Below are 20,853 nucleotides of genomic sequence, written 5' to 3' on the forward strand. Positions count from 1 at the left end.
CACCTGATCCTGATGTCGCACGGACAGATATTACAGACGGGGTCGCCGCAGGATTGTTACCGTGCCCCGGTGTCGGTGGGGGCCGCACGATTGCTGGGAGATGCGCTCGTCTTTCCCGCGCAAATTCGGGCCGGGGTCACCCAGTGCGTCATCGGGACGTTCGACGCGGGGGGCGCAGGCCGACGGCCCCGCCGAGCTGATGGTGCGCCCCGACGCCCTTGCCCTGCGCGAGAAGTCCCCCATTCGCGCCGAGGTGATCGACACCCGGTTTTCCGGGGACGCAACCGATGTGACGGTACGGATCGCCGAGACCCGCTTCACGCTCTCGGTACGGGGCGACGCCCCGCAATCCGGGCAGCAGGTTGGGATTGCGGTCGATCCGAAGCGGGCGCGCATCTTTCGCTGAGCCTACGCAGGTCGGCGACCTTTCTGCGGAGGCAAGGCGCACCGCTGTTTCGCATCGTTCGGGGCACTTTCGTTCGATCCGCCCGAGCGACTTCGCACTGATTAGCCCTGCCGCGACGGTCATTCCCCGGTGCTAATCAAGCCTCCGACAGCAATCATCAGCGCACTCGCCAGCATTCAAAGCCCGACGGGCGCGAGCGCCTCAAGCCAAACTCAAAGTTGCAACTAATTCGCATTACGATTATTCGGCTCGCGATATTCGCGGGAGAGTGGTTAGTGATTCGCAATACGCTGATCGGCGCGCTGGTTTCCGGCGCGTCACTTGCAGGGACCCCGGCCTCTGCGCAGGGGTCGGACCCTGTCGAGAATGAGGTCGTGGTAACGGGGAAGTATCTGGCCGACCGCCTGTCGACACCGCAGCATACCCAGCCCCTGGTCGATACGCCGCAAACCATCACCGTCGTTGAGGACGACCTCATGGCCGAGCAGGGCCGCCGCACCTTGCGCGATGCGATGCGCAACATCACCGGCATCAGCTTTCAGGCCGGCGAGGGTAATCCGCCAGGCGGATCGGACGCCTTCAATGTGCGCGGCTTTTCCGCGCGGGACGATGTGTTCGTTGACGGGATTCGCGATCCCGGCAACTATTTCCGCGATCCGTTCTATGCCGAGCGGATCGAAGTCACCAAGGGCCCGGCTTCGGCATTTGCCGGCCGCGGCAATGTCGGCGGGACCGTCAACATCGTGACCCGCCAACCCGTGTTAGCAGGTCGGATTTCCGGCGAACTGGGTGTCGGCACCGACAACTTCTTCCGTGGTACGTTCGACGTGAACCAGGTGGTCGACGAAGCGGCCGGCATTGCCGTTCGCCTGACCGCGATGGGACACAGTGCGGATGAGCCGGGCCGCGATCATGTGTTCAACCGCCGCTGGGCGGTAGCGCCTTCGATCGGCTTCGGCCTTGACGGCGACACCAGCTTCATCGTCAATTATCTACATCTGGAGCAGAACGACCGTCCCGATGCCGGCTTGCCCAATGGTCGCAATCCCAGTCTGGCGGGATCCGGCTTCGAAGGTCGCGTAGCGCCCGTCCACCGCACCAACTTCTATGGCTATTCGACCGATTATCGCACGGTGGCCACGGACAGCGTCACCGGGCGGTTCGAACATCGTTTCAGCGACAGCGTGACCATCCGCAATACGACCCGCTTCGCTAGGGTCCATAACGACCAGCTGATCTCATCGCCTCGCTTTGTCGGCAGTGTCACGACGCTGGGACCTGCCACCCAGGCCGTCGGCAATCGCAAGCCGCGCGATCAGGTCGACCGGCTGTTCATCAACCAGACCAGCCTGACGGCGAAGTTCGCGACCGGCGGAATCGACCATACGCTGGTGATCGGCGGCGAACTGGTCGACGAATCGAACGAGAACCGGCGGCGGCTCGATGCCAATGGCCCTGTGACGAACCTGTTCGACCCGGTGCTCCAGGCGGCAGCGCCGATCGCGTACAACGGCACACGTGCACGGACCGATGTGACCACACAGTCGCTCTACATATTCGACACGATCGAACTCGGCGAACAATGGAACATCGTTGCCGGAGTGCGGCATGACTGGGTCAAGACCCGCGCGCGGGGCATCGATGATTCCGGCACCGCGCCGGGATTTGTGGTCGATTTCACCCGCAGCGACAGCGAATGGAGCGGCAATGCCGCGCTGGTGTTCAAGCCGAGCAGCAATTCGAGCATCTATGTCGCCTATGGCACCGCGTTCGAACCGGGCAGCGGGGCGGAGGTCGTTCAGCTGGCGGGCGGTAACAACAATGCTCCCGTCACCGCAGCCAACTTCTTCGTCGATCCGGAAACGAGCCGGGCGTGGGAAGCAGGTGCCAAGATCGACCTGATGCAGGACACTCTGCAGCTTTCGGGTGCGGTGTTCCAGATAACCCGCGACAATGCGCGGACCCCGGGCATCAACCCGGGCGATCCAGCGGTCGTGCTGGATGGCGAGCAGCGCGTCAGTGGATTTGAACTCCAGGCCGTCGGTCGCGTCACGTCGAAGTGGAACCTGTTCGCAGGGTACAGCTATCTCGATGGAAAAGTGACCCGATCCAACCGTCCTTTTGAGGTAGGCCAGCGGCTCGACGGAACGCCGGAGCATTCCGCCTCGATCTGGACCAGCTATGCACTGGCGACGGGGTTTGTCATTGGCGGCGGCGCTCAACACGTGTCCAGCCGGACAAGCAACATCCGTCCGACCGCGACATCGGATTTCGTGATCGTCACGCCCTCCTACACGGTCTTCGATGCCTTTGCCGAATATGACATCACCGATCGGATCGGACTGCGCGCAAATGTCTATAATATCGGCGACGAAAGCTATTTCTATTCCTTCGCCAGCGGCCAGTCCATTCCGGCGGCGGGTCGATCGGCAACGCTTACCTTGACGTTCAAATACTGATCTTTGAAGGCTCGGGCATGATGATCGAGCTCGAAAACCTACTGAACGCGGATGCGGTTCGCCGCATCCGCCTCATTCTTGAACACGCGCCATGGGCGGACGGCAAGGCTACGGCCGGGTATCAGTCGGCGCTCGCCAAGAGCAACGCGCAGCTTCCCGAAGACTGCGCCGAAACCCGTGAAGCGGGTGCCATCATCCTGGCGGCGCTGGAACAGAGTCTCGTATTTCGGTCGGTCGCGCTGCCGCGTTCCATCTTTCCACCGATGTTCAATCGCTACGGCATCGGCCAAGGCTTCGGCTCGCACGTCGATAATGCCTGGCGTCCCAGCAGCAGCGGGGCGACGATCAGGACCGATTTGTCCGCTACCCTCTTCCTGTCCGACCCGGACGAATATGATGGCGGCGAACTGGTGATCGAGGACGGACATGATGGCAAACGGGTGAAGCTCCCGGCCGGGCACCTGTTTCTATATCCGGCGACTACGCTCCACAGCGTGTCGCCCGTCATGCGCGGGACACGGGTGGCATCGTTTTTCTGGGTCGAGAGCTTGGTCGCTGATGCGGGGCGTCGTGACATCCTGTTCGACATGGACATCGCCATTCAATCGCTGAGAGCGCGTGTCGGCGACGCGGACGCCGCACTGATCGCGCTGACTGGATGCTATCACAATCTGGTCAGGTCATGGTCGGCAGGATCGGGTTAACGTCAGCTGCCCTTTGCGCGCGGTCCTTTTACAGCACTCACGAAGCCGAAGGTCGGCGACATGCGCGCCAACCTCTGGGAATATACCAAAGGGGAGGTTGCTACCCACACCCGCCTCGGAAAACTCACCGGTGAGCTCCCGACCGATTCTGCGGACTTCGTGAACCGCCCCGGGTTTGCCGGAGGCTCCAACTCCTGAGAAGGTGGAGCGTGTATGAGCAAAGCGACGAACAAGTTTGCGCCGGAAGTCCGCGACCGAAAGCGGGCGCAGGCTGAGTCGGTTCGCCCGGTCCGGACGTAACGGCGTCTGATCGAACGGCAGGTTTCAGGAGTTCTTGAGGCCTGCCGGAACGACCGACATTAGGGCGCGTTGCCGACGGGCTGGTTGTGACGAAAGCAGGCAGGCTGCTGATGGGCCCTAAATGGTTAGTCCGCTTTCGAAATTAGGAAACGCGATAGCTGCCATTGTCGCGTTATATTAGCGAACCTCGGCTTGCGACCAGCTCCAGCCGTTCCGATCCGGCATCAGTTATGTCCCGTTTACGCCACAGCCGGACATTCCACGCGCTTTGAACCCTTGATCATTTGCGCCGACGGGGCTGACATTCGCGGTTCCGGGCCGAGGCGTCGTCAGCTGCCGTCGGTTCTTCCGCGGTGATATACGCCTGATGGTGAAAGTTCTCGACCTACGGTCTTGTCCAACACGGAAGTGATGCCAACCATTTATGACGACCAAATCCGAACTGATTGCCGAGATGTTGCGGGAAATCCGAAAGGCGCAGACCGAGAAATGGCAACGTCCGCAATCTGGTCCTGTTAGACAGATCAGCTTTCCGCCCACCCTGTGGCCAGGCGATGGTCGGTCGTTCCGCGCGACCGAAGGGTTGTTGAAGGCCATCGTGGCCTACGCGCGGATATGTTGGGATAATGACCCAAGATTGCGACCCCGCTTTAAGATCGATGAACTTGAACGGCTGGTCCATCAGGCCGTTGCGACGGCACTGGGGGAGATCGACCTCGATCTATCCGATCAACAATTACATCCCACCGTCAGCGGCCGGGTGACGGCTATACTGGCCGAACAGGTCGAACAAAGCATTCGGCCTATCCACCTGACCGTTGGATGCCACCTGATCGAGGGCGACGAGCCATACCCCATCCAGATCGGACCGGTCCAATTCGAGACACGGGAAGCTTGGCGGCAGCGCATGCTGGAAGCAGGCAAACTATCCGCGACGACGGCGCGCCGCCTGCTGGCTCACTGGAACGGGAAACCGCTCAGAAAGCGCAAGCGCAGCTTCGATTCTGCCGCTGAGGAATCGATTTTTGACGCGATCGGCGAGTGCCCGATCGTATGCAGTGTCGCCACCGAGGGCCTCTCAGGAAAGTACGTTCAGCAGAAAGGTCTGCTCGCGGCTCGGCTGGCCATGACGGCGATCTCTCTGTCTTGGCATCAGCCATCCGAAGGTATTCGCTGGATGAACTTGCTGTATGATCGGCGACGGGATCGTCGGCACACCGTGCTGTTTGGCAATGGCGCCAACGTGGGGTCGAACTCCGAGCGCCCGGAGATGCCTTCCGGCCGCTATTCAGAACCGGAACTGCTGGAGAATATCCGGTCCTATCAATGGCTGTTTGATCAAGTTGGGAAGGCACTTTTCGCTTACATACAACCGGTCCGGCCAGCGAGACGCCCGAAGGTTATGAACGCGCTGTTCCTTAGCCTCTGGTGGTATCACGAGGCCTGCCGTGAAGCACAGGATCAGATCGCGACCACCAAATTCGCTGCCAGCATGGATGCATTGGCGGGCGGGAAAAAGGCTCGGGGCATTATCGCCCTGATCGGTGCTCGCTTGGGTCATAAGCCCGATGATCCGCTGATGACCGATGGCCGCACGACCAAGGCCCTGATTGCTCAAATTTACGATGCGGGTCGGAGCAGGCTTATCCATGGTTCCAGCGATGATTTTGCCCATGATTGGACCCAGCTTAGGGGAAGCGCAGAAGCCATCGGCCGGTGGCTGCTGATCCTATCATGCGAATGGTTCTCGGATCACCCGGACACTGATGAATTCCACTAGTGATTTTGCTCAGGGCCTGTGGCCGTGCATTCGGCTGAACCGTATCACCGCAACAGCTTGTTGCATTAGACAGATCCGATGCCCAATTGGCGCCTAGCTGACCTTGCTGGTGTCCGAGTGATCAAATGCAGCTTCGGCCTAAATGCGCACGCCTTGCGCTTAAAAGGATTCCTCCTAGACCTGAAGTTTGTCAGGTGGTTTTATCGGCCTGCCGCATGCCAACCGGGTTTTTACTTTGGCTGCCTTCGTCAACCTGCTGGTCGGTGTTGTCCGGCGCCATCACCGAGACAGGCCGGTTGATGGGGTGAGGGCCTGGGTTTCGCCGCTGATGGTCGGCAATGACGGACTTGGCCCATTCGCGACATACTCGCCGACACAGATCGGGAGTTTCCAGCTTGCTAAGCTCGCGCGCGTGAGGATGTTCCGCAATGAACGACAACAGTTTATCCCGTGGGGTTCTAGAATACGTATTTAAAAAGAAGTCGTAGATTGCGAGGGGATCTTCGTCGGGAATGCGCTCGGTAGCGTTCGGGTTCCCGAACACGACGTCTCCTAAGGTAGCCGCAGCCGCTTGCTCCTCTGCCGACAGAGGGACCTCAAGCATCCGCTGAGCGCCCGTTGCTTCGTCCATCAACACAACATGCGCCTTGTCGCCCGTTGAAACGACGTCGAGGACCAAGCCGACGAATGTTGCGCCATCAGGCATTTCAATTGTTGTGACTTCGCCCACCTGGAGACGAGGAAACGGCTTCTTGTTAGGGCCGACAAGCGCATCTGGGGTCCCGTCGAAGTGGTGGGGAACCTGCTGCACTCGCTCTAGGCACTTGAGCAGCCATACCATCTCGCGATCGCGGTCGCGCTCATCTAAGGCCGCCTCAATGTCGACCACGTCCCCGGTGACATGCATGTGGATGTGGAACCCCTCCAACATGGTACAATGCTCGCCGGCGGCACGATCGTCCGCCAGATAGCAGTGGCTCGTCACGAAGACGTAGGCGGGGCCTGGCACTTCGCCGCCGACCCGCAGTTCGCGCTCCGCCAAGCGTAGAGCTTCGCGAACGGTCGCTTGGACTGACAGGGCTTTCTCACGATTATCCAAGTCCGGAATGGAAAGCTCGAACCAGTAAATCGGCTTTGGCAGTTTCTTTCGTGCTGCTGCGTAGAGCTTCTGTCGCACCCACTGACGGAGCTCATCCTTGAAAGCTTCAGCTTGGACGTCTCCCGTGCCGGCCGTCCAGTGATCCTTGCGCTTGGCCTCAACACTGTAAGCGATGCCGCTTTCTCCGATGGCAGTGAACTCGCCTTCCGGACTGACGCCGCGCTGAGTCTCGCCCATCTCGACCTTGAATCCGGCAAGAGCGAATGCCGCGACGACCAACGTCTCCAAAGCGGCAGGCCTGAACGTGTGAGGATTTCGGAGCCGCTTCAACAGTAGCTTGGGAAGCTTGCTATGATGCTCGATCAGATAGAGCGCGTATGCGAAACGGAAAACCGCAAGTGCGTAGGCGGCCCCCGTGGCGAACACCGTCCCATCTGCCTGGAGGGTGGCCTCCGTCTTGTGGGCCTGCAAGAGGCGAAGCCACTCCAGAAAGGGGTGGGCTTGCTTCCGTCCCTGCAGAGAGCGACCCCAGTCCCGCCCCAGTGTATCCTTGGCAAAGTCGATCAAGAAGTCGGTGAAGAAGCGCCATTTGCCATAAGCCATTCGCCTGCCAATCGCGACGAACCGATAGTCTTTGAATTCCGTCGATATGATGGGCCTACCGTGCCCCTCCGCTCGTTGGCGGATGATCTCAGATGCCTCGCGCGCACGCAGCCGTGCCCCTGCCACGATCGTTGCTGCAGGACTAACGGTCGCACCGAGTTGACCGTGACACTTCTTATATTTTCTGCCGCTCCCACACGGACAAGGCTGGTTTCTTCCGATCTTACCCACTCCTGGCCCCTCTCCCCCCATCTCTCGCGCGCGGCGCCGCTAACGCAGCAGAGAAACTAAGGTGTCATCGCCGAGCTTCGTGAACAAGCGTCGGTTCTTGCCATCCAAGTGATCGAAAGACATCGGGCGGCTTTCCACCCGATTGCCGGCGTTGCAGGAGATCATGCTGGTGGCAGATTTTGGGCTATCCGTCGATCAAGCGGAATGACCAAAAGTAGGACGCAAAGCCGCCACTCTGCCGAGGTTAGCGCCAGGCACGGAAGGATCAGAAGCTTACTGGTATGAAGTAAGCTACCACCAATCGACGTCCCTGAGGAGTTGTCGATGTACCAAAGCTGATCGTGCCCCCCACCAGTATCGGTCATCGCAGTACCCCTGCAACTCAGTTGGCCGTCTTCCACCGTCTCGCTCGAAATGTTGATTTCGATAATCTTTCGGCCGGTCCGGCCGGAAATAATTTGGGCGGCTGTTTGCTCAATGGCGTGGCAGGTAAGCGCTGGCACTTCCGACGTAGCAGCTTGCGCCGGGGTACTGGAAGCCGCTCGCTCTCGCTCAGCTTGCGATTGGCGATCGTTTCCGCCAGCGCCCGTCGCCGCGCACTGTCGATAGGATCTGCTGCCGATTACAACTCGGCCTCCAGCCCCTCGTGAAACCTCATGCGTGAACGACCTAGCCGCGCCAATTGCATTCCCGTCAGCATCTTGCTCCTCGACGTTCGTCAGCTTGAGCCGAGCGCCGTCGAATGCGTAGCGGCCTGAGCTGCTAGTATCCGGCCCTGTCAGCGTGAATGTGTCGTCGTTGCCGTTGAAGGTCCAGATCAGCTTCCCGTCGCACACGGGGGCGGCGCTGTCGGGAAGCTCGTCGATCATGGCGATACCGCCAGCACTAGTTGGGTCGTTGTAAATGTACGCGACAAAGTCAGGGCTTGGCTCGGTCGCATTCACATCGAGCGGCTCATGGTCAATCGCGTTAGCCTGATCCGTCTCGAAAAGCGGGGCCAACATGGCGATCGCCAAGGTCGCAATGATGCCGAGGGAGACTACAATTCCCACGACTTTCAAACCGTACAAACAAACACTGCGCAGCCACTGACCAATGGTCTGCCCATCGTTAGACGCTGCTCCCAGACCTCTAGGAACCTCCGTGAACTCGGCATCAATGATGTCGTCCGAGCGGCCATCGTGGGGCCCGCGATGATCGAGCCTCTTCATCGCTCCGCCCTCCCCTGATTAGGAGGCGTGGCCGGCGCAAATCTCAGCGCTGAAAAAGGTGAATGGTCAGGTCACGCGGCATCAGCACCCCCAATCGTGGAGGCACCGGCGAGAGCCGGGTGTTAGGAACCCTGAGCATACCCAAGGCGCCGCCACCTTTAGGCGGACCCTGGACATGCGTGACGGCCACCCGGCCGAAAGATCTCGACCGGCGTATGCTATCTGAGGTTCCTACGCCTCCCCCGCGGGACTGACCGCAGGTGACATCGCTATGCTGGGGGAAACGGCAAAGTTCAAGAGTGCGGTGGGCCATCAGAGATCCTCCGCCGTCATCAGCGTGAGTACTCTGCAGGTGATGGTCTCGTCGGCTGGGTCCGGCGAGCCGTATTCCAGGTTCACATCGTAATAATCTATCTTCCACGCGAAATCGGTGCCCTCGATCGTGATAATGCCAAAGTCCTGCTCGCCATGCGGATCATTGTGCGGCGTAAATTCGGCGAAGCTGCGCAACCGGGTTAGCAGTTGATCACTGACATGCGACGGCAAGGCAGCGACCGCTTGCGTCACGAACATGCGGCCCCCCTGCCCTGTCGTTCGTAGCCGGTCATTCAGCGCCGCTATGCGCTGGGCGCGGGTCATCCCATCGTGGCCATCCATTGCCAGTCTCCTTCATCGTCGGTGGTGGAAATCGTGGGGCTAGGTCGGTCGCGTGATCGCGACGCGAAGCAGTGCGTTGAGCGGAAGCCGGTAGCGACCGCTGCGGATGCCGCAGCTGGACCTACGGACGAACTGGTGCCCGCTGCTGTCAAACAGTTGGAGGCGCTTAGCGGTGATCCCCGCAACCACCGTGTGGTGCTCGAGGGCACCGGTGAGCGTGATCAACACGGGCTGACCACGGGCCAGGCTCTGCTCGATCCAAGTGAATACGTGTTCGATCGACCAGCCGCGATGATCCGGCCTTTCAAAGGCAATCTCAACGTCAGTCGTGGTGACCGCTTTGGCCAAGTGGCGAGCAAGCGCGTTGCGGCGCCCAGGCTCGAGGCCGTCAACTAAGGCTTCGGCCAGCCATCGTCGCCGATCGAGATATTCGACGCTGAGCCGAAACAGCTGTCGACACCGAGCATCGGACGGCGTCTGAGCGTTGGCTAACGCTAACTCTAGCGTATGAATGATCGAGTAGACGCTGCATAGCGAAGCGAGTTGCCCTTGAAGGAAAGGCGCCAATTCACGGCGTGCCGCTAACTCGACGGCGTGAGAGGTTTTGAAGGATGGTTGGGGTGGAGGGCGGAGCGCAGCGTGTGCACTTCCGCCCACCGCTATACAAGCTCGATCAAGCGACGTTGCGCCTCTCGATCGCCTTCGATGTATCCCTCAGTCGTGGCGAGGTTGCGATGCCCAGCAAGTTCCTGAACGTCACGCAGACTGCCGCCGACTTGTGCGAGCGCTCGCGCGGCCATCGTTATCATGGTTCGACGACCGCTGTGGCTGGAGCACCCCGCTAAACCCAGCGCCCGATAGTGCTGGGAAAACCAATTCACCACGACTTTCGCAGTCATTGCGTGCCCCCGTTCCGACAGACACACGGGCCCTGATCGTGGGCCATTCAATTCAGTGTGCAGGCGAATGAGCGCGGCACGAAGTTCAGGGTGCATCGGAATGCGACGACCGCTGCCCTTCTTTGCGATCGATCGGTCGATCTCAAGACTGTCGGCGACGTGACCGCTCGTGTCGCAAACCATCGACCAATCAAGTCCGGCTATTTCGCACGCACGAAGTCCGGCTTTGAGGCTGAGCAACGCGATTACCATATTTCGCGTGCCATGACGCTTCGTTGCCACGCGCTCGACGAAGCGTTTCTGGTCTGGGATGGGGATGAGTTTGGCACGGCGGCTTTTAACTTTTACTGAATGCAAACGTCTGTTCAGATCACCCTCGTGTAACGAGCTTAACTGTTGCTGCTACGCTTACGTTAGCACATAAATTTATTTAGAACAAGTCGGGAACATTGAGTGATGCAATATGTTTTTGATTGATAAACAACCGCCTGTAGCAAGTGATTGGATAGATAGCTCAGATATCTTTCATCGGACGATTCAAATTTTGGGCAACGCAGAACTAGCCGAAAAGGCGCTAGATGAAGCACTGGTCAATAACGCTTGGCACGCCCGGGCAGCAGTGGGGATCGTAGGACCTGACTATGGGGAGGTTCCTATATCAGCACCAAGAGAGTTTGGTCCATTTTGCTATGAGCGCTTCGCGCTTAACGAACAGCCTGTCCTTATTTTGCCGGCGTTCTGGCGAGGGGGCCGCTCGATCGTGCCAGGCAGATTATGGAATTGGCAGCAGGGCATATTTGCGCATGCCGCTTCTGCACAGGGAGGCCTGGTGCAATGGGAAGGTGACGACCGATGGTTCGTCGAAGTGCCGAAGCGATGGGTGGCGTTCGATGTTCAATTCAATGCGCAGAAAGCGTCCGACTACCTGGACAAGCTAGCGCGCCACGTCGACGAGAAGCGAGGCAGTGCACGGGCCAAGCCTAGAAAAAGAAGTGGCCATGGGCCACGGCTCTCGCCGAGCTCGAGTCTCGAGTCGAACACGGTGACATGTCTCAATTTGGCAGCTCAGATGACTATGGTGCGCAGGCGAGGATCGTGAGTTTCATTCGAGAGCGCATAGTAAGGGAAACAGGTGAAGAACCACCGGAGTCGACAACAAAACTGAAGGCTAAAGCCATCATGGACCTGTGGCACCGGAGCGGCGCATAGCTTGTGCCACTTGGCAGCCCGGCCAAATAGCCAAATCCATTATCCTAGCCGCTCTGTGTCACGCCATCATCCGTGTTTGAACGCTCTTGTCCGCAGATGGCATGCGGATTTGAGAGCGTGGAGATAGCAAGTATCTCCCACGGAAAGGACCTGACCATGGCTAAAAAGAACGAGTCTGCGACACTAGACGCGGGGATGATCACGAACTGTCGTGGTGTAGAACCGCTGTTGGTAACGATGAAGGATGCCTGCAAGCGTTTAAGCTGTGGAAAGACAAAGGCATATCAGCTGATCAACTCGGGGGTGCTGGATCGCGTTAAGCTCGGGCGTGCAACGCGTATCACGCTGGCTAGCATCCATCGAGCGGCAGGACTTTAGCCAATCGCTACGCCTGTCTGACAAAGCTGCCCGTCAATCTAGAAAATTACAGAATAATTTAAATTTACGAGCAGCCGAATGGTGCGTGGTGAGAGACGCATCATACCGGCAAGCTTCGTAGTATTCATTCAACCAATCCGTACATTGCAAACATATCAAGTTTAGGCGTCCTACACGTCTGAACACGGCTGTTTGCGCCCGATTCAGTCGAAAGAAATTTATTTTTTATGGCAAAGCGCAACAACGGTTCGAACCGCACTTTGAAACATTTTTTCAATTCGAGGCGTAAAGTCGGCAACTCAAGTCGAAAGCATTCAACATGGAAGAAGCGTACGCGGCCAAAGCCGCACATTTCGCTCGTTGATCCAGCCTTACTCAACGGTACCAATACACCTGAACCGAGGGATGGGACGTACAAAGGCCTGTGGGCATGCCGGACGGATCAGGAGATCGATGCGCACATCTCCAAATGGGCTGCCACCCATCGCAAGAAGGCGTTGAGGGCGCTTTGCGAAAAGGTGCCACCCAATAAGCGCGCCATTGTGGAGGCGCTTTTGAACCACCCTGGGGCAGTATCCGTTCCGCTGCTCACCAGCGAGCTCGTGTGCCTGGAAGCCTACAAGATTCTCGGTGTTTCGCTCGCTGAGATGGCCCAGGCCGATTCTGAGATCGAGTTTGGTTTGGTCACCCTCATCTCGGGGGAAGATGCAACCTCACACTTCGTCGCCGAGCTCGACCCGAATACGTCACGGAAACGCATGGTGAGTACGCTTCGGGCTATGGCGCCGGGTTTCTTCTTTGGCGTTTACGAGCTGGCACTGTTCAACAGCCACCGTCATCCGCACGGGGGTCGGGTTCTCCAACCCCATGGGCACGCCATCATCGCTGGACCGCCGGGAACGCTGGCCAAGGCAAATCAAGTCGCCGTGAAGCATGCCGCTCGCTACGCATCCAACATCTCTGGTGCACCCGCCATCAACGTCAAGAAGGTTGAGGCGACACCGATCAACTTAATGCGCGTATCAGCATATCTGTTCAAACAGCCATACAAGTGCATGAACTGGAATCCAGGGAAGGATGGCAAGCGGGGACAGATGAACGGCAGCGAGAAGGGGGATCGGTATGTCCGCTACCTTCGCCTGGCGCAGCTTCGCACCATGGTTCCGTTCGAGGACGCCATGTTTGCCGGTGGTGGCGGCGTGGGCGTTCGCAGCAGGATCACTGCCTTCGTACGGGCGCTTGCCTTGCGGGAGGCGCACGGCGGCAAGGCGGTGCTGCATCCCGACGCCATCGCCAGCTTCTGGGTCGATCTGATGCCGTACATCCGCGCCAAACGCTGGAACCTGCCCATCATCAAGACCCGTTAAACCGCTGGGGGCGTGCGCCCCCCAGCCTTTCCATTGGGCGATCTTGGGCAGCGAAAGTGGTCCGGGTGCTCGGCCCATGCCGGAGGCCTGGGTGCGCGAGATATATCGGATGTGCCGCCGTCACGACGTCGCATTCTTTTTCAAGCAATGGGGCGGGCCGAAAAAGAAGCTAACCGGACGCTTGCTCCAAGGACGCACCTATGACGGAATGCCGAACCAGCCTGGCAGGCAGTTAGACGTTCGCGTCAATGGGGTTCTGGTCACTGCCGTGACCGGTGTGAGGCGAGTTGGCGTCGATGGAGCTGTTGGCTGTTAGGCAATAATCGGCCCACTGGGCCATGAGGTCGCGTCTTTTGTCGAGGGCGCGGCCTCTTCTGTATGCGCGCTCGGTCGCAGATTCGATCGTGTGCGCCAGCGCCATTTCAATCTCTTCGCGCCCGAATTGGGTTGTCTCGCCAGCCCAGTCCCGAAACGTCGATCGGAATCCGTGAACGGTGATGTCATCCCGGTTCATACGCTTCAGCACCTTCGAAAGCGTCATGTCGGACATAACGCCGCGGGCACCGGGAAATACGATCGTCTCGGGCCGAAGCGTTTCTGGGCGGACAGCTTTGAGGATCGCGATTGCCGCATCGCTCAGGGGGGACCTCATGACTGGCACCGGCCTTCATCCTGCTCGCTGGCACGGTCCACAACTTGCCTTCGAGATCAATCTCCCTCCAGGTCATGCCGCGAATTTCGCCCGATCGTGCGGCAGTCAGAATGGTGAACTCGAGAGCACGCGCGGCCATTCCCGCCTTTTGCCGAAGTTCCTTCACGAACCCAGCGACCTGATTGAAGGGCAGGGCGGCATGATGCTTTACATCGGCCTTCGGGCGCTTGGGCAGTAGCAGATCGAGGTGACCGCGACCTCGCGCCGGGTTCTCACCGGAACGTAGTCCTTTGACTTTCGCAGCATCCAGGACGCGCTCGATCCTTTGACGAACGCGCGAGGCCGTCTCGGCCTTGCTCAACCAGATCGGCTTCAGCGCTTCGAGCACATGGGTCGTCGACACGTCGGCGATCGGCACGGGGAAGAGCGAGGCGGCGTAGGTCGTCAGCGTATTGCGCCATTGCTGCCGGTGTTTTGGGTTTTTGAAGCCGTCCTCGATGCTGTCGATCAGATCGGTCGCGAACTCGCCAAACGTCATCGGCGACTTTTCAGGCGCTGAAGCTTTGGCCGTAATCCGTGCCCTTTGCGGATCAATCCCGGCCAGTACCAGTTCGCGTGCAGCAGCTGCCTTCTCACGCGCGTTTGCCAGTGTGACGTCCAAATCCGAGCCGAGGCCCATTTCGCGACGCTGGCTGTGCAGAGAGTAAATATAAAGCCAAGACCGCGAGCCGCTGCTCCGAACGCGCAGGTACAGCCCGCCGCCGTCGGAGTAGACACCGGGTGACCTGAGCCCAGCCAGCTGCTTCACATTTAACTTGTTTCTGATTCGCATCACATTCGCCGCGCCAAGCGATAAATGAAATCTAAGATCGCTATCAAGTCATAAGTTTGGCCATAACTCTGGCGGCGGTCTAAAGCCCACAACTACGACCCATGGCGAACAAGAGGGCGATTTGGATTTCAGAAAAGTCGATATAAAAGCAAAAGCTTAGCAGCTCGCGCTGGTTCGCATTGGTTCGCCATGGATCGGGGTTCTGGCGGAGCGGGCGGCATCCCGATGGCCGTTTTCCGCCACTTTTCAGCTCATTTTTCGACTGTGCCAATGGAACGCTGCGCGATCCGCGCGGCGCCGCCACGGTTTGGCACACTAGTCACGTTTAAGGGAGTATTTAGATGCGCAGTGTGGCAATTCTCCGACTGCTCAAAGCTATCTTTGCGGGCTCTCTTGCGGGAGGTTTCTCGCTTGCCATGCTGGCGGGGCCGTTGATGGCTTTCGAGATGGACTCGCCGGCCCCGCTTAAGATCGGCGCGATTGGCATGGTTCTTCTATGCCTGGGCTTCACCGTGATGGTCGTCAGGTCAGCCTGGCGGGGAGAGATATGAGCGCCGTTACTCACGCTAACGGGAGCAATTAAGTTCCACTTCTAGGGGAGCCCGAAGGGCGACACCCTTAAGGAACCATAAGGAAACCTCAATGATCCTACGTGAAGACGTCCGGCGTCAGCTCGACCTCGAACAAGAGGGTCTGACGCTGGGCGCGATCCGCTATCGGAACTCCCGTCCTCGCCCTGAAGAGGGTGAGCGCGTTCCGCTCGACGAAGAAGCCAACCTCCCCCTGGCCAACAGCTCATTCGCTTGGCGGTCGAGCCTACGGCCGCGCTCCTCCGAGAGAAGCTGGCTGCGGCGGCGTCGGGAAAAGCTGGCCGGCGCTTCTCTGCCCTCAAGTGGCTGGAGAGCGCTAAGCCTGAGGTTGTGGCCTATCTCGCCGCTCGAGTCGCGCTGGGTGCCGCTATGGCGCGCGCCTCCTTTCAGACGACCACTCGCAACCTCGGCGAGGCGATCATCCACCACGTCGAGATGGAAAGCCTGCGGAAGAAGAACGCTCCGGGCTACCGGGGCCTCGTCGGGAGCCAGAAGGGCAAGACACGAGGCTCGAAGAAGCGCGCATCCGCTGTCCGCAACGTCCTCAAGAACGAGGACGCTCGGGCGGAGATCACGGTGACGGAGAAAATCCACCTTGGTACGATGGTCTTGGAGACGCTGATCGAGGCCACGGGCCTGTTCGAGGTCGACCTCACGCATATTCGACCGCGAGATCGCGCTTATGTAATACGACCCACCGAGCTGGTTGAAGATTGGCTCGAGCGGCAGCACGCGCGATGCGAGCTCCTGAGCCCGATGCTCTTGCCCATGATCGTTCGGCCGAAGCGCTGGCGGACGCCGAAGGTTGGCGGTTACTTGGGCTCCCGTCGGGTGGCCCATGCTGGTCGTCAAGATACCGGCCTGTCCTCGCACCGGATCGTGAAGTCGAGCTCCAAGACCCACCAAAGTCTCCTCGCGGAAACCTCAATGCCTCTCGTCTACGAGGCCGTGAACCATATCCAAGAGACCCCTTGGCGGATCAATCGCCGGGTCCTTGAGGTGATGCGCGAGGTCTGGGATGGAGGCGGCACGCTCGCCGGCCTTCCGCCTCGCGAAGACGAGACGATCCCTGAGCGACCCGAGGCGGCCGACGTCGACGACGACGTGCGGAAGGCTTGGAACCGCGAAGCCGCAATGATCCACGAGGCGAACGCCGAGGCCCGTGCCCGGCGCCTCCGGGTGCAGACGACGCTCTGGCTCGGGGAGAAGTTCGTCGACGAGCCGGAAATCTACTTCCCGCACTCAATGGACTTCCGCGGACGCGTCTACCCGATGCCGGCGATGGGCGTGCATCCACAAGCCGACGACCCCGGCAAGGCGCTCCTCGAGTTTGCCCACGGGCTGCCCGTCGGGCCGACCGGCGGGTTCTGGCTGGCGGTCCATATCGCTAACCTGTTCGGGGTCGATAAGGTCTCCTTCAAAGACCGCGTCGACTGGACCTACGCGCACTCCGCAGAGCTCATCGACAGCGCCTTGAACCCGCTCGACGGTAACCGTTTCTGGACCACCGCGGACTCCCCGTGGATGGCCCTCGCGGCCGCCTTCGACTTCGCCGACTTCCTCGAGCACGGGGAAGCGCACGTCTCGCGCCTGCCGATCCCGCTCGACGGGTCGAACTCCGGTCTTCAGCACTTCAGCGCCATGCTGCGCGATCCTGTCGGCGCCGCCGCGGTCAACCTCCTGCCCGCCGCGGAGCCCCAGGACGTCTACATGGAGGTCGGCCGACGGGCTCAAGCCGTCGTGGACGCCGACCCGGCGCCAGAAGCGGACCCGTGGCGGAACGGGAAGGTAATCCGCGCGATCTCCAAGCGGCCGACGATGACGTTCGTCTACTCGGCGACCCGCTTCGGGATGCAGGACATGATCCTGTCGGCATTGCGGGACCTAGACCGCGCGAACGCGGAGGCCGGCAAGCTGCCGCATCTCGAAGGAGCCGACAACTATGCCGCTGCGCTCTACCTGAGCCACGTCATGTATGAGGCGATCTCCGAGGTCGTGTCCGCCGCGAGTGGCGCGATGGGGTGGCTGCGCGATGTCGCGAGGGTCGCCGTTGCGGCGAACGAGCCGATCCGCTGGACGACCCCTGACGGTCTGCCGGTCGAGCAATCGTACCGGGAGCTCTACGGGCGCCGCGTGAAGGCCCACTGGATGGGCCGTCAGATCAAGGTCACGCTCGCCGTCGAGGGCTCCGGGATCAACTCCCGTGGCCAGATCAACGGCATCGCCCCAAACTTCGTCCACTCGCTCGACGCCGCCCATCTTCGGGCCGTCGCGCGCGGGGCCAAGGCGCGGGGCATCGACTACCTTGCGGTGATCCATGACAGCTTCGGGACGCACGCCGCGCGGACCGACGAGCTCGTCACGATCCTTCGGGAGACCTTCGTCGACCAATACAGGCCTGACGTTCTCGCCCGCCTGCGCGACGAGATCGTTGAGCAGCTTCCACCTGACCTTGCGGAACAAATCCCTCCGCTGCCGCCCAAAGGAACGCTCGATCTCGATGACATCGAGAGGAGCCCCTACGTCTTTGCCTGATACTCACGTTTAAGGGACTATCCCGCAAACGTTATTAGGTTCCACCTCTAGGAGACAGAAGCCGGCCTGCCCGGCCCAAGGAGATATCACATGAGTTTCGATCCCACCAAGCCGGCCCGGACCCGTAGCGGTCTCCCGGTTCGTATCCTCGCGACCGACCTCAGGGGTCGCGACGCTTCTCGCCCGATCCTCGCGGCTATCGACGTCGGCGACGAGGAGGTCATCGTCTATCGGTATCCTGACGGCAGTCTGAGCGGGTCCGGAGGGGTTCCGAATGACGCCGACTTGGTCAACGTGCCGGAGCGCATCGAGCGCTATGCTAACGTCTACCGCTCGGCGAGGCACAGTGGCCCATCCGTCGGAATGTTCTACAAGACGGAAGCCGACGCTGACCGCCGTGTCGGCGGTTCCTCGCGCCATATCGGCGTCATCAAGCTCACCTCCGAAGGCGACGTCCTCAAGCGGGTCGAGCTCGTTTGATGCATCCGTCATGGGGAACCGTCCCGGCGAACATCCGGTTCGCCTTGGCGGCCTCCGTATCGGCCGATGCGGTCCGTGACCCCGCCTTCAAGGTGATCGACGCGCTCCAGCACCTCCCTGCGCCTCGGCAGATCGAGGCGGTCTTCGCGGCTGCCGTGATCCTGTCCCGCGCGCTGGGTGTGGACGCCCACGAGCTCATTGCTCGGGCGAAGCGTCAGGTCCCCGACATCGAGGCGGTCGAGTCCGCCGCGTCGGCCATCTCCGAATACGCGAAGGGAGAACTTCGCCAGTGAACGCGCAACAGGGCCGCATCCAGTTCCTCCTGGAGCAGGCCGTCGAACAATATCTGGATGATGGCGTCGTCGACGTCGCCATCCAGTCCGAGCTCTCCGCTGAGGGCTACCTCCTCCGCAACCTCACCCGCGACGTCGAGCGCATCCTCGCCGACCGCTGAAGGAGACAAGCATCCGTGCTTCGTGAACGTAAAGATTACCCCCGCCTCATCACGCCGGCCGCCCCGTCGATCTGGCCCGCGCTGAACGAGCCTGACTACAAGTTCAAAAAAGATACCGGCGAGTATCACGCCCGTCTCCGTATCGCCGCCGACGATCTCCCGAATTGGCAGCCGGTCGTTGACGCCGCCCAGGCGATCCTCGACGAGGCCTTCGAGGCCAAGAAGGCCGAGCTGACCCGCGAGAAGAAGGGCGCGCTCCTGAAGGAGCTGAACAAGGCTGAGGCCATCATCAAGCCCGAGATCGACCCCGAGACCGGCGACGAGACCGGGTTCTACATCTTCCGCGCCTCGATGAACGCCCGCGTCGACATCAAGAACGGCCCACGCGCTGGCCAGAGCTTCGACAAGAAGCCCGACATCTTCAACGCGAAGGGCAAGTCCCTCAAGAACCCCCGAAGATCGGCGGCGGTTCCGTGCTGAAGCTCGGCGTGGTCCCGATGGACTACTGGATGGCCAAGGACAAGACCATCGGCGTGCGCTTCGAGCTCGAGGGCGCGCAAATTCTGAAGCTGATCCAGGGCGGCGAACGCACCGCGGACTTCTACGGCTTCACCGCTGAAGACGGCGACGACATCGAAGACGGCGACGAGCCGACCTCGGCCGGCGGCTTCTCGGACGAGAGCGGAGATGACGGCGACTTCTAACGTGAAGCGCCAGTTCTTTCTCGCGATCCCCCCAACCCCAGCCAGCGGTCCCGATGCACATGTCGGGGCCGCTTCGCTACGGTCTACACCGACCCGAAGTATCGGGAATGGAAGGACCGAGCGGTCGAGCTCATCAAAGAGCTCGAGGCGCCATTCCCTGACTCCCCCTTCGAGGGGGACGTCTCGGTCGGCGTGGAGGTGATCGTCGAGAAGCCGAAGACGACCAAGAAGCGCCGCCCTTCCGGCGACCGCGACAACTTCGAGAAGGGCGTCTTCGACGCCATCACGCAGTCTGGCGGCTGGTGGAAGGACGACGATCAGATCGTCGAGGGTCCCTTCCGGAAGCGCTGGACGAGGCCCGGCGAGACCCCCGGATACCTCGTCCAGATCGAGTTCCTGGAGAACACGGAATGAGGAAAATCACGCACCTTGTGGTGCACTGCTCGGCCACGCCTGAAGGCCGTGACGTCTCCGCAAAGGAGATCGATGGCTGGCACCGGCAGCGCGGCTTTGCCAGGATCGGCTACCACTACGTGGTCCGTCTGGACGGCACCGTAGAGAGTGGCCGCCCGTTAGAGCAGCCTGGCGCGCACGTCGCGGGCCACAACGCGAACACCATCGGCATCGTCTATGCCGGCGGCCTGGCAAAGGATGGCAAGACCCCCAAGGACACCCGAACGGCTGCCCAGAAGGTCGCCCTGACGGACCTCCTGAAGTCCCTCAAGCGGCGCTTCCCGAACGCCATCGTCCAGGGCCACCGCGACTTCTCGCCGGACCTCGACAAGGACGGCAAGGTCGAGCCGCATGAATACATGAAGGCCTGCCCGAGCTTCGACGCCAAGTCGGAGTATGCGAAGCTGTGAGAAGCATCGGATGGGTCGCATGGGACGACGATGCTGATGAACCCGCCCTCCCTTCCGCGCCTGGGAGCCTGAATAAGCGTCTCGGCCGCAAAGTCCGGCCCAAGCTTCATCGCGGCCGAAGGCCTGGCACGGGCTTTCGGCCGCGGTGACAGCGTCAAAGAGGTCTTCATCCTATGAAGTCGCGCATCGACACCGTCGCCCGCCATTTGGCGCAGCGCGGTCACATTTCTGAGGGCTCGGCTCTCATCGAATACGGCCGGTTCCGACTGGCCGACGTCATCCACCGACTGCGGAACGAACGGTCCGACCTCCTCCCGGAAGGGATGGAGATCGTGACCGTCCACAAAGTCGACACCAAAGGAGCGCCCTATGGCGAATACCACCTCGTCTCGAAATCGTCGGCGTCCGCACGGAGGCGCGTCGAGCGCGCCCGCGCCTGA

General features: G+C 60.6%; 24 protein-coding genes and 2 pseudogenes. 19 read left to right on the top strand and 7 right to left on the bottom strand.

Features of this window, described 5'->3' with window-relative positions:
- The first annotated feature begins 199 nt into the window (after positions 1-199).
- From LRS08_RS20255 to LRS08_RS07930, 4 genes are all read left to right on the top strand, one after another.
- Positions 200-406: a TOBE domain-containing protein gene (locus tag LRS08_RS20255; protein ID WP_409456296.1), complete on the top strand. Its 207-nt coding sequence runs from the start codon at positions 200-202 to the stop codon at positions 404-406.
- Between the two features lie 275 nt (positions 407-681).
- A complete protein-coding gene (locus LRS08_RS07920; protein WP_257844182.1) occupies positions 682-2,865 on the top strand; it encodes a TonB-dependent receptor in 2,184 nt (727 codons plus the stop codon).
- A 17-nt stretch (positions 2,866-2,882) separates the two neighbouring features.
- The gene (locus tag LRS08_RS07925) at positions 2,883-3,569 is read left to right on the top strand and encodes a Fe2+-dependent dioxygenase (RefSeq protein WP_257844181.1); all 687 of its coding nucleotides are present in this window, start codon (positions 2,883-2,885) and stop codon (positions 3,567-3,569) included.
- Between the two features lie 724 nt (positions 3,570-4,293).
- Positions 4,294-5,649 (top strand): hypothetical protein, encoded by a 1,356-nt coding sequence (locus LRS08_RS07930; protein ID WP_257844180.1) that lies wholly within the window; start codon positions 4,294-4,296, stop codon positions 5,647-5,649.
- A gap of 190 nt (positions 5,650-5,839) precedes the next feature.
- Here LRS08_RS07930 and LRS08_RS07935 read toward each other — a convergent pair whose 3' ends face one another.
- From LRS08_RS07935 to LRS08_RS07945, 4 genes and pseudogenes are all read right to left on the bottom strand, one after another.
- Complete coding sequence (locus tag LRS08_RS07935) at positions 5,840-7,351, bottom strand: hypothetical protein (RefSeq protein WP_257844179.1); 1,512 nt, start codon at positions 7,349-7,351, stop codon at positions 5,840-5,842.
- A 162-nt stretch (positions 7,352-7,513) separates the two neighbouring features.
- Positions 7,514-7,603 (bottom strand): annotated as a pseudogene (locus LRS08_RS20260) (SEC-C metal-binding domain-containing protein); the annotation flags it as partial.
- A 140-nt stretch (positions 7,604-7,743) separates the two neighbouring features.
- Positions 7,744-8,793 carry a hypothetical protein gene (locus LRS08_RS07940; protein WP_260481538.1) on the bottom strand — a complete coding sequence of 350 codons (1,050 nt, stop codon included), beginning with the start codon at positions 8,791-8,793 and terminating at the stop codon, positions 7,744-7,746.
- 312 nt (positions 8,794-9,105) lie between these two features.
- Positions 9,106-9,450, bottom strand: a complete 345-nt coding sequence (locus LRS08_RS07945; RefSeq protein ID WP_257844177.1) for a DUF3768 domain-containing protein — start codon at positions 9,448-9,450, stop codon at positions 9,106-9,108.
- Positions 9,451-9,471: 21 nt separating this feature from the next.
- Here LRS08_RS07945 and LRS08_RS07950 point away from each other — a divergent pair, with 21 nt between their 5' ends.
- Entirely contained in the window at positions 9,472-9,846 is a 375-nt protein-coding gene (locus tag LRS08_RS07950; RefSeq protein ID WP_257844175.1) for a hypothetical protein, read from the top strand.
- A 263-nt stretch (positions 9,847-10,109) separates the two neighbouring features.
- Here LRS08_RS07950 and LRS08_RS07955 read toward each other — a convergent pair whose 3' ends face one another.
- Entirely contained in the window at positions 10,110-10,601 is a 492-nt protein-coding gene (locus tag LRS08_RS07955) for a site-specific integrase (RefSeq protein WP_257845469.1), read from the bottom strand.
- 211 nt (positions 10,602-10,812) lie between these two features.
- Here LRS08_RS07955 and LRS08_RS07960 point away from each other — a divergent pair, with 211 nt between their 5' ends.
- From LRS08_RS07960 to LRS08_RS20270, 4 genes are all read left to right on the top strand, one after another.
- Positions 10,813-11,448, top strand: coding sequence for a hypothetical protein (locus LRS08_RS07960; protein ID WP_257844174.1), 636 nt, complete (start codon positions 10,813-10,815; stop codon positions 11,446-11,448).
- Between the two features lie 347 nt (positions 11,449-11,795).
- On the top strand, positions 11,796-11,936 hold the full coding sequence (locus LRS08_RS20265; protein WP_409456297.1) for a helix-turn-helix domain-containing protein: 141 nt from the start codon (positions 11,796-11,798) through the stop codon (positions 11,934-11,936).
- A 227-nt stretch (positions 11,937-12,163) separates the two neighbouring features.
- Positions 12,164-13,303 (top strand): hypothetical protein, encoded by a 1,140-nt coding sequence (locus LRS08_RS07965; RefSeq protein ID WP_257844173.1) that lies wholly within the window; start codon positions 12,164-12,166, stop codon positions 13,301-13,303.
- Between the two features lie 4 nt (positions 13,304-13,307).
- A complete protein-coding gene (locus LRS08_RS20270) occupies positions 13,308-13,619 on the top strand; it encodes a DUF5131 family protein (RefSeq protein ID WP_374581273.1) in 312 nt (103 codons plus the stop codon).
- Here LRS08_RS20270 and LRS08_RS07970 read toward each other — a convergent pair.
- Both LRS08_RS07970 and LRS08_RS07975 read right to left on the bottom strand, forming a co-directional pair.
- Complete coding sequence (locus LRS08_RS07970; protein ID WP_260481539.1) at positions 13,536-13,844, bottom strand: hypothetical protein; 309 nt, start codon at positions 13,842-13,844, stop codon at positions 13,536-13,538. The two genes, LRS08_RS20270 and LRS08_RS07970, sit on opposite strands and share 84 nt — an antisense overlap.
- Positions 13,804-14,787 carry a tyrosine-type recombinase/integrase gene (locus tag LRS08_RS07975; protein WP_260481540.1) on the bottom strand — a complete coding sequence of 328 codons (984 nt, stop codon included), beginning with the start codon at positions 14,785-14,787 and terminating at the stop codon, positions 13,804-13,806. The genes LRS08_RS07970 and LRS08_RS07975 overlap by 41 nt, the downstream gene beginning before the upstream one ends.
- 341 nt (positions 14,788-15,128) lie before the next feature.
- On the opposite strand from LRS08_RS07975, the gene LRS08_RS07980 reads away from it, so the two are divergent.
- The 10 genes and pseudogenes from LRS08_RS07980 (at position 15,129) to LRS08_RS08025 (ending at position 20,853) form a co-directional block, all read left to right on the top strand.
- On the top strand, positions 15,129-15,338 hold the full coding sequence (locus tag LRS08_RS07980) for a hypothetical protein (RefSeq protein ID WP_257844171.1): 210 nt from the start codon (positions 15,129-15,131) through the stop codon (positions 15,336-15,338).
- Positions 15,339-15,590: 252 nt separating this feature from the next.
- Positions 15,591-17,912 carry a DNA-directed RNA polymerase gene (locus LRS08_RS07985; RefSeq protein WP_260481541.1) on the top strand — a complete coding sequence of 774 codons (2,322 nt, stop codon included), beginning with the start codon at positions 15,591-15,593 and terminating at the stop codon, positions 17,910-17,912.
- Between the two features lie 90 nt (positions 17,913-18,002).
- On the top strand, positions 18,003-18,392 hold the full coding sequence (locus tag LRS08_RS07990; protein ID WP_257844169.1) for a hypothetical protein: 390 nt from the start codon (positions 18,003-18,005) through the stop codon (positions 18,390-18,392).
- Positions 18,392-18,685 (top strand): hypothetical protein, encoded by a 294-nt coding sequence (locus LRS08_RS07995; protein WP_257844168.1) that lies wholly within the window; start codon positions 18,392-18,394, stop codon positions 18,683-18,685. The genes LRS08_RS07990 and LRS08_RS07995 overlap by 1 nt, the downstream gene beginning before the upstream one ends.
- Positions 18,682-18,846, top strand: a complete 165-nt coding sequence (locus tag LRS08_RS08000) for a hypothetical protein (RefSeq protein ID WP_257844166.1) — start codon at positions 18,682-18,684, stop codon at positions 18,844-18,846. The genes LRS08_RS07995 and LRS08_RS08000 overlap by 4 nt, the downstream gene beginning before the upstream one ends.
- 15 nt (positions 18,847-18,861) lie before the next feature.
- Entirely contained in the window at positions 18,862-19,326 is a 465-nt protein-coding gene (locus tag LRS08_RS08005; RefSeq protein ID WP_260481542.1) for a hypothetical protein, read from the top strand.
- Positions 19,320-19,550: a hypothetical protein gene (locus LRS08_RS08010; protein WP_260481543.1), complete on the top strand. Its 231-nt coding sequence runs from the start codon at positions 19,320-19,322 to the stop codon at positions 19,548-19,550. Before LRS08_RS08005 ends, LRS08_RS08010 begins: the two co-directional genes overlap by 7 nt.
- A 39-nt stretch (positions 19,551-19,589) precedes the next feature.
- Positions 19,590-19,964: pseudogene (locus LRS08_RS08015) on the top strand (RusA family crossover junction endodeoxyribonuclease); the annotation flags it as partial.
- A complete protein-coding gene (locus tag LRS08_RS08020; RefSeq protein WP_257844164.1) occupies positions 19,961-20,413 on the top strand; it encodes an N-acetylmuramoyl-L-alanine amidase in 453 nt (150 codons plus the stop codon). The pseudogene LRS08_RS08015 and the gene LRS08_RS08020, both read left to right, overlap by 4 nt.
- A 173-nt stretch (positions 20,414-20,586) precedes the next feature.
- On the top strand, positions 20,587-20,853 hold the full coding sequence (locus LRS08_RS08025) for a hypothetical protein (protein WP_257844163.1): 267 nt from the start codon (positions 20,587-20,589) through the stop codon (positions 20,851-20,853).

Source organism: Sphingomonas sp. J315 (assembly GCF_024666595.1).
Lineage (GTDB): Bacteria > Pseudomonadota > Alphaproteobacteria > Sphingomonadales > Sphingomonadaceae > Sphingomonas.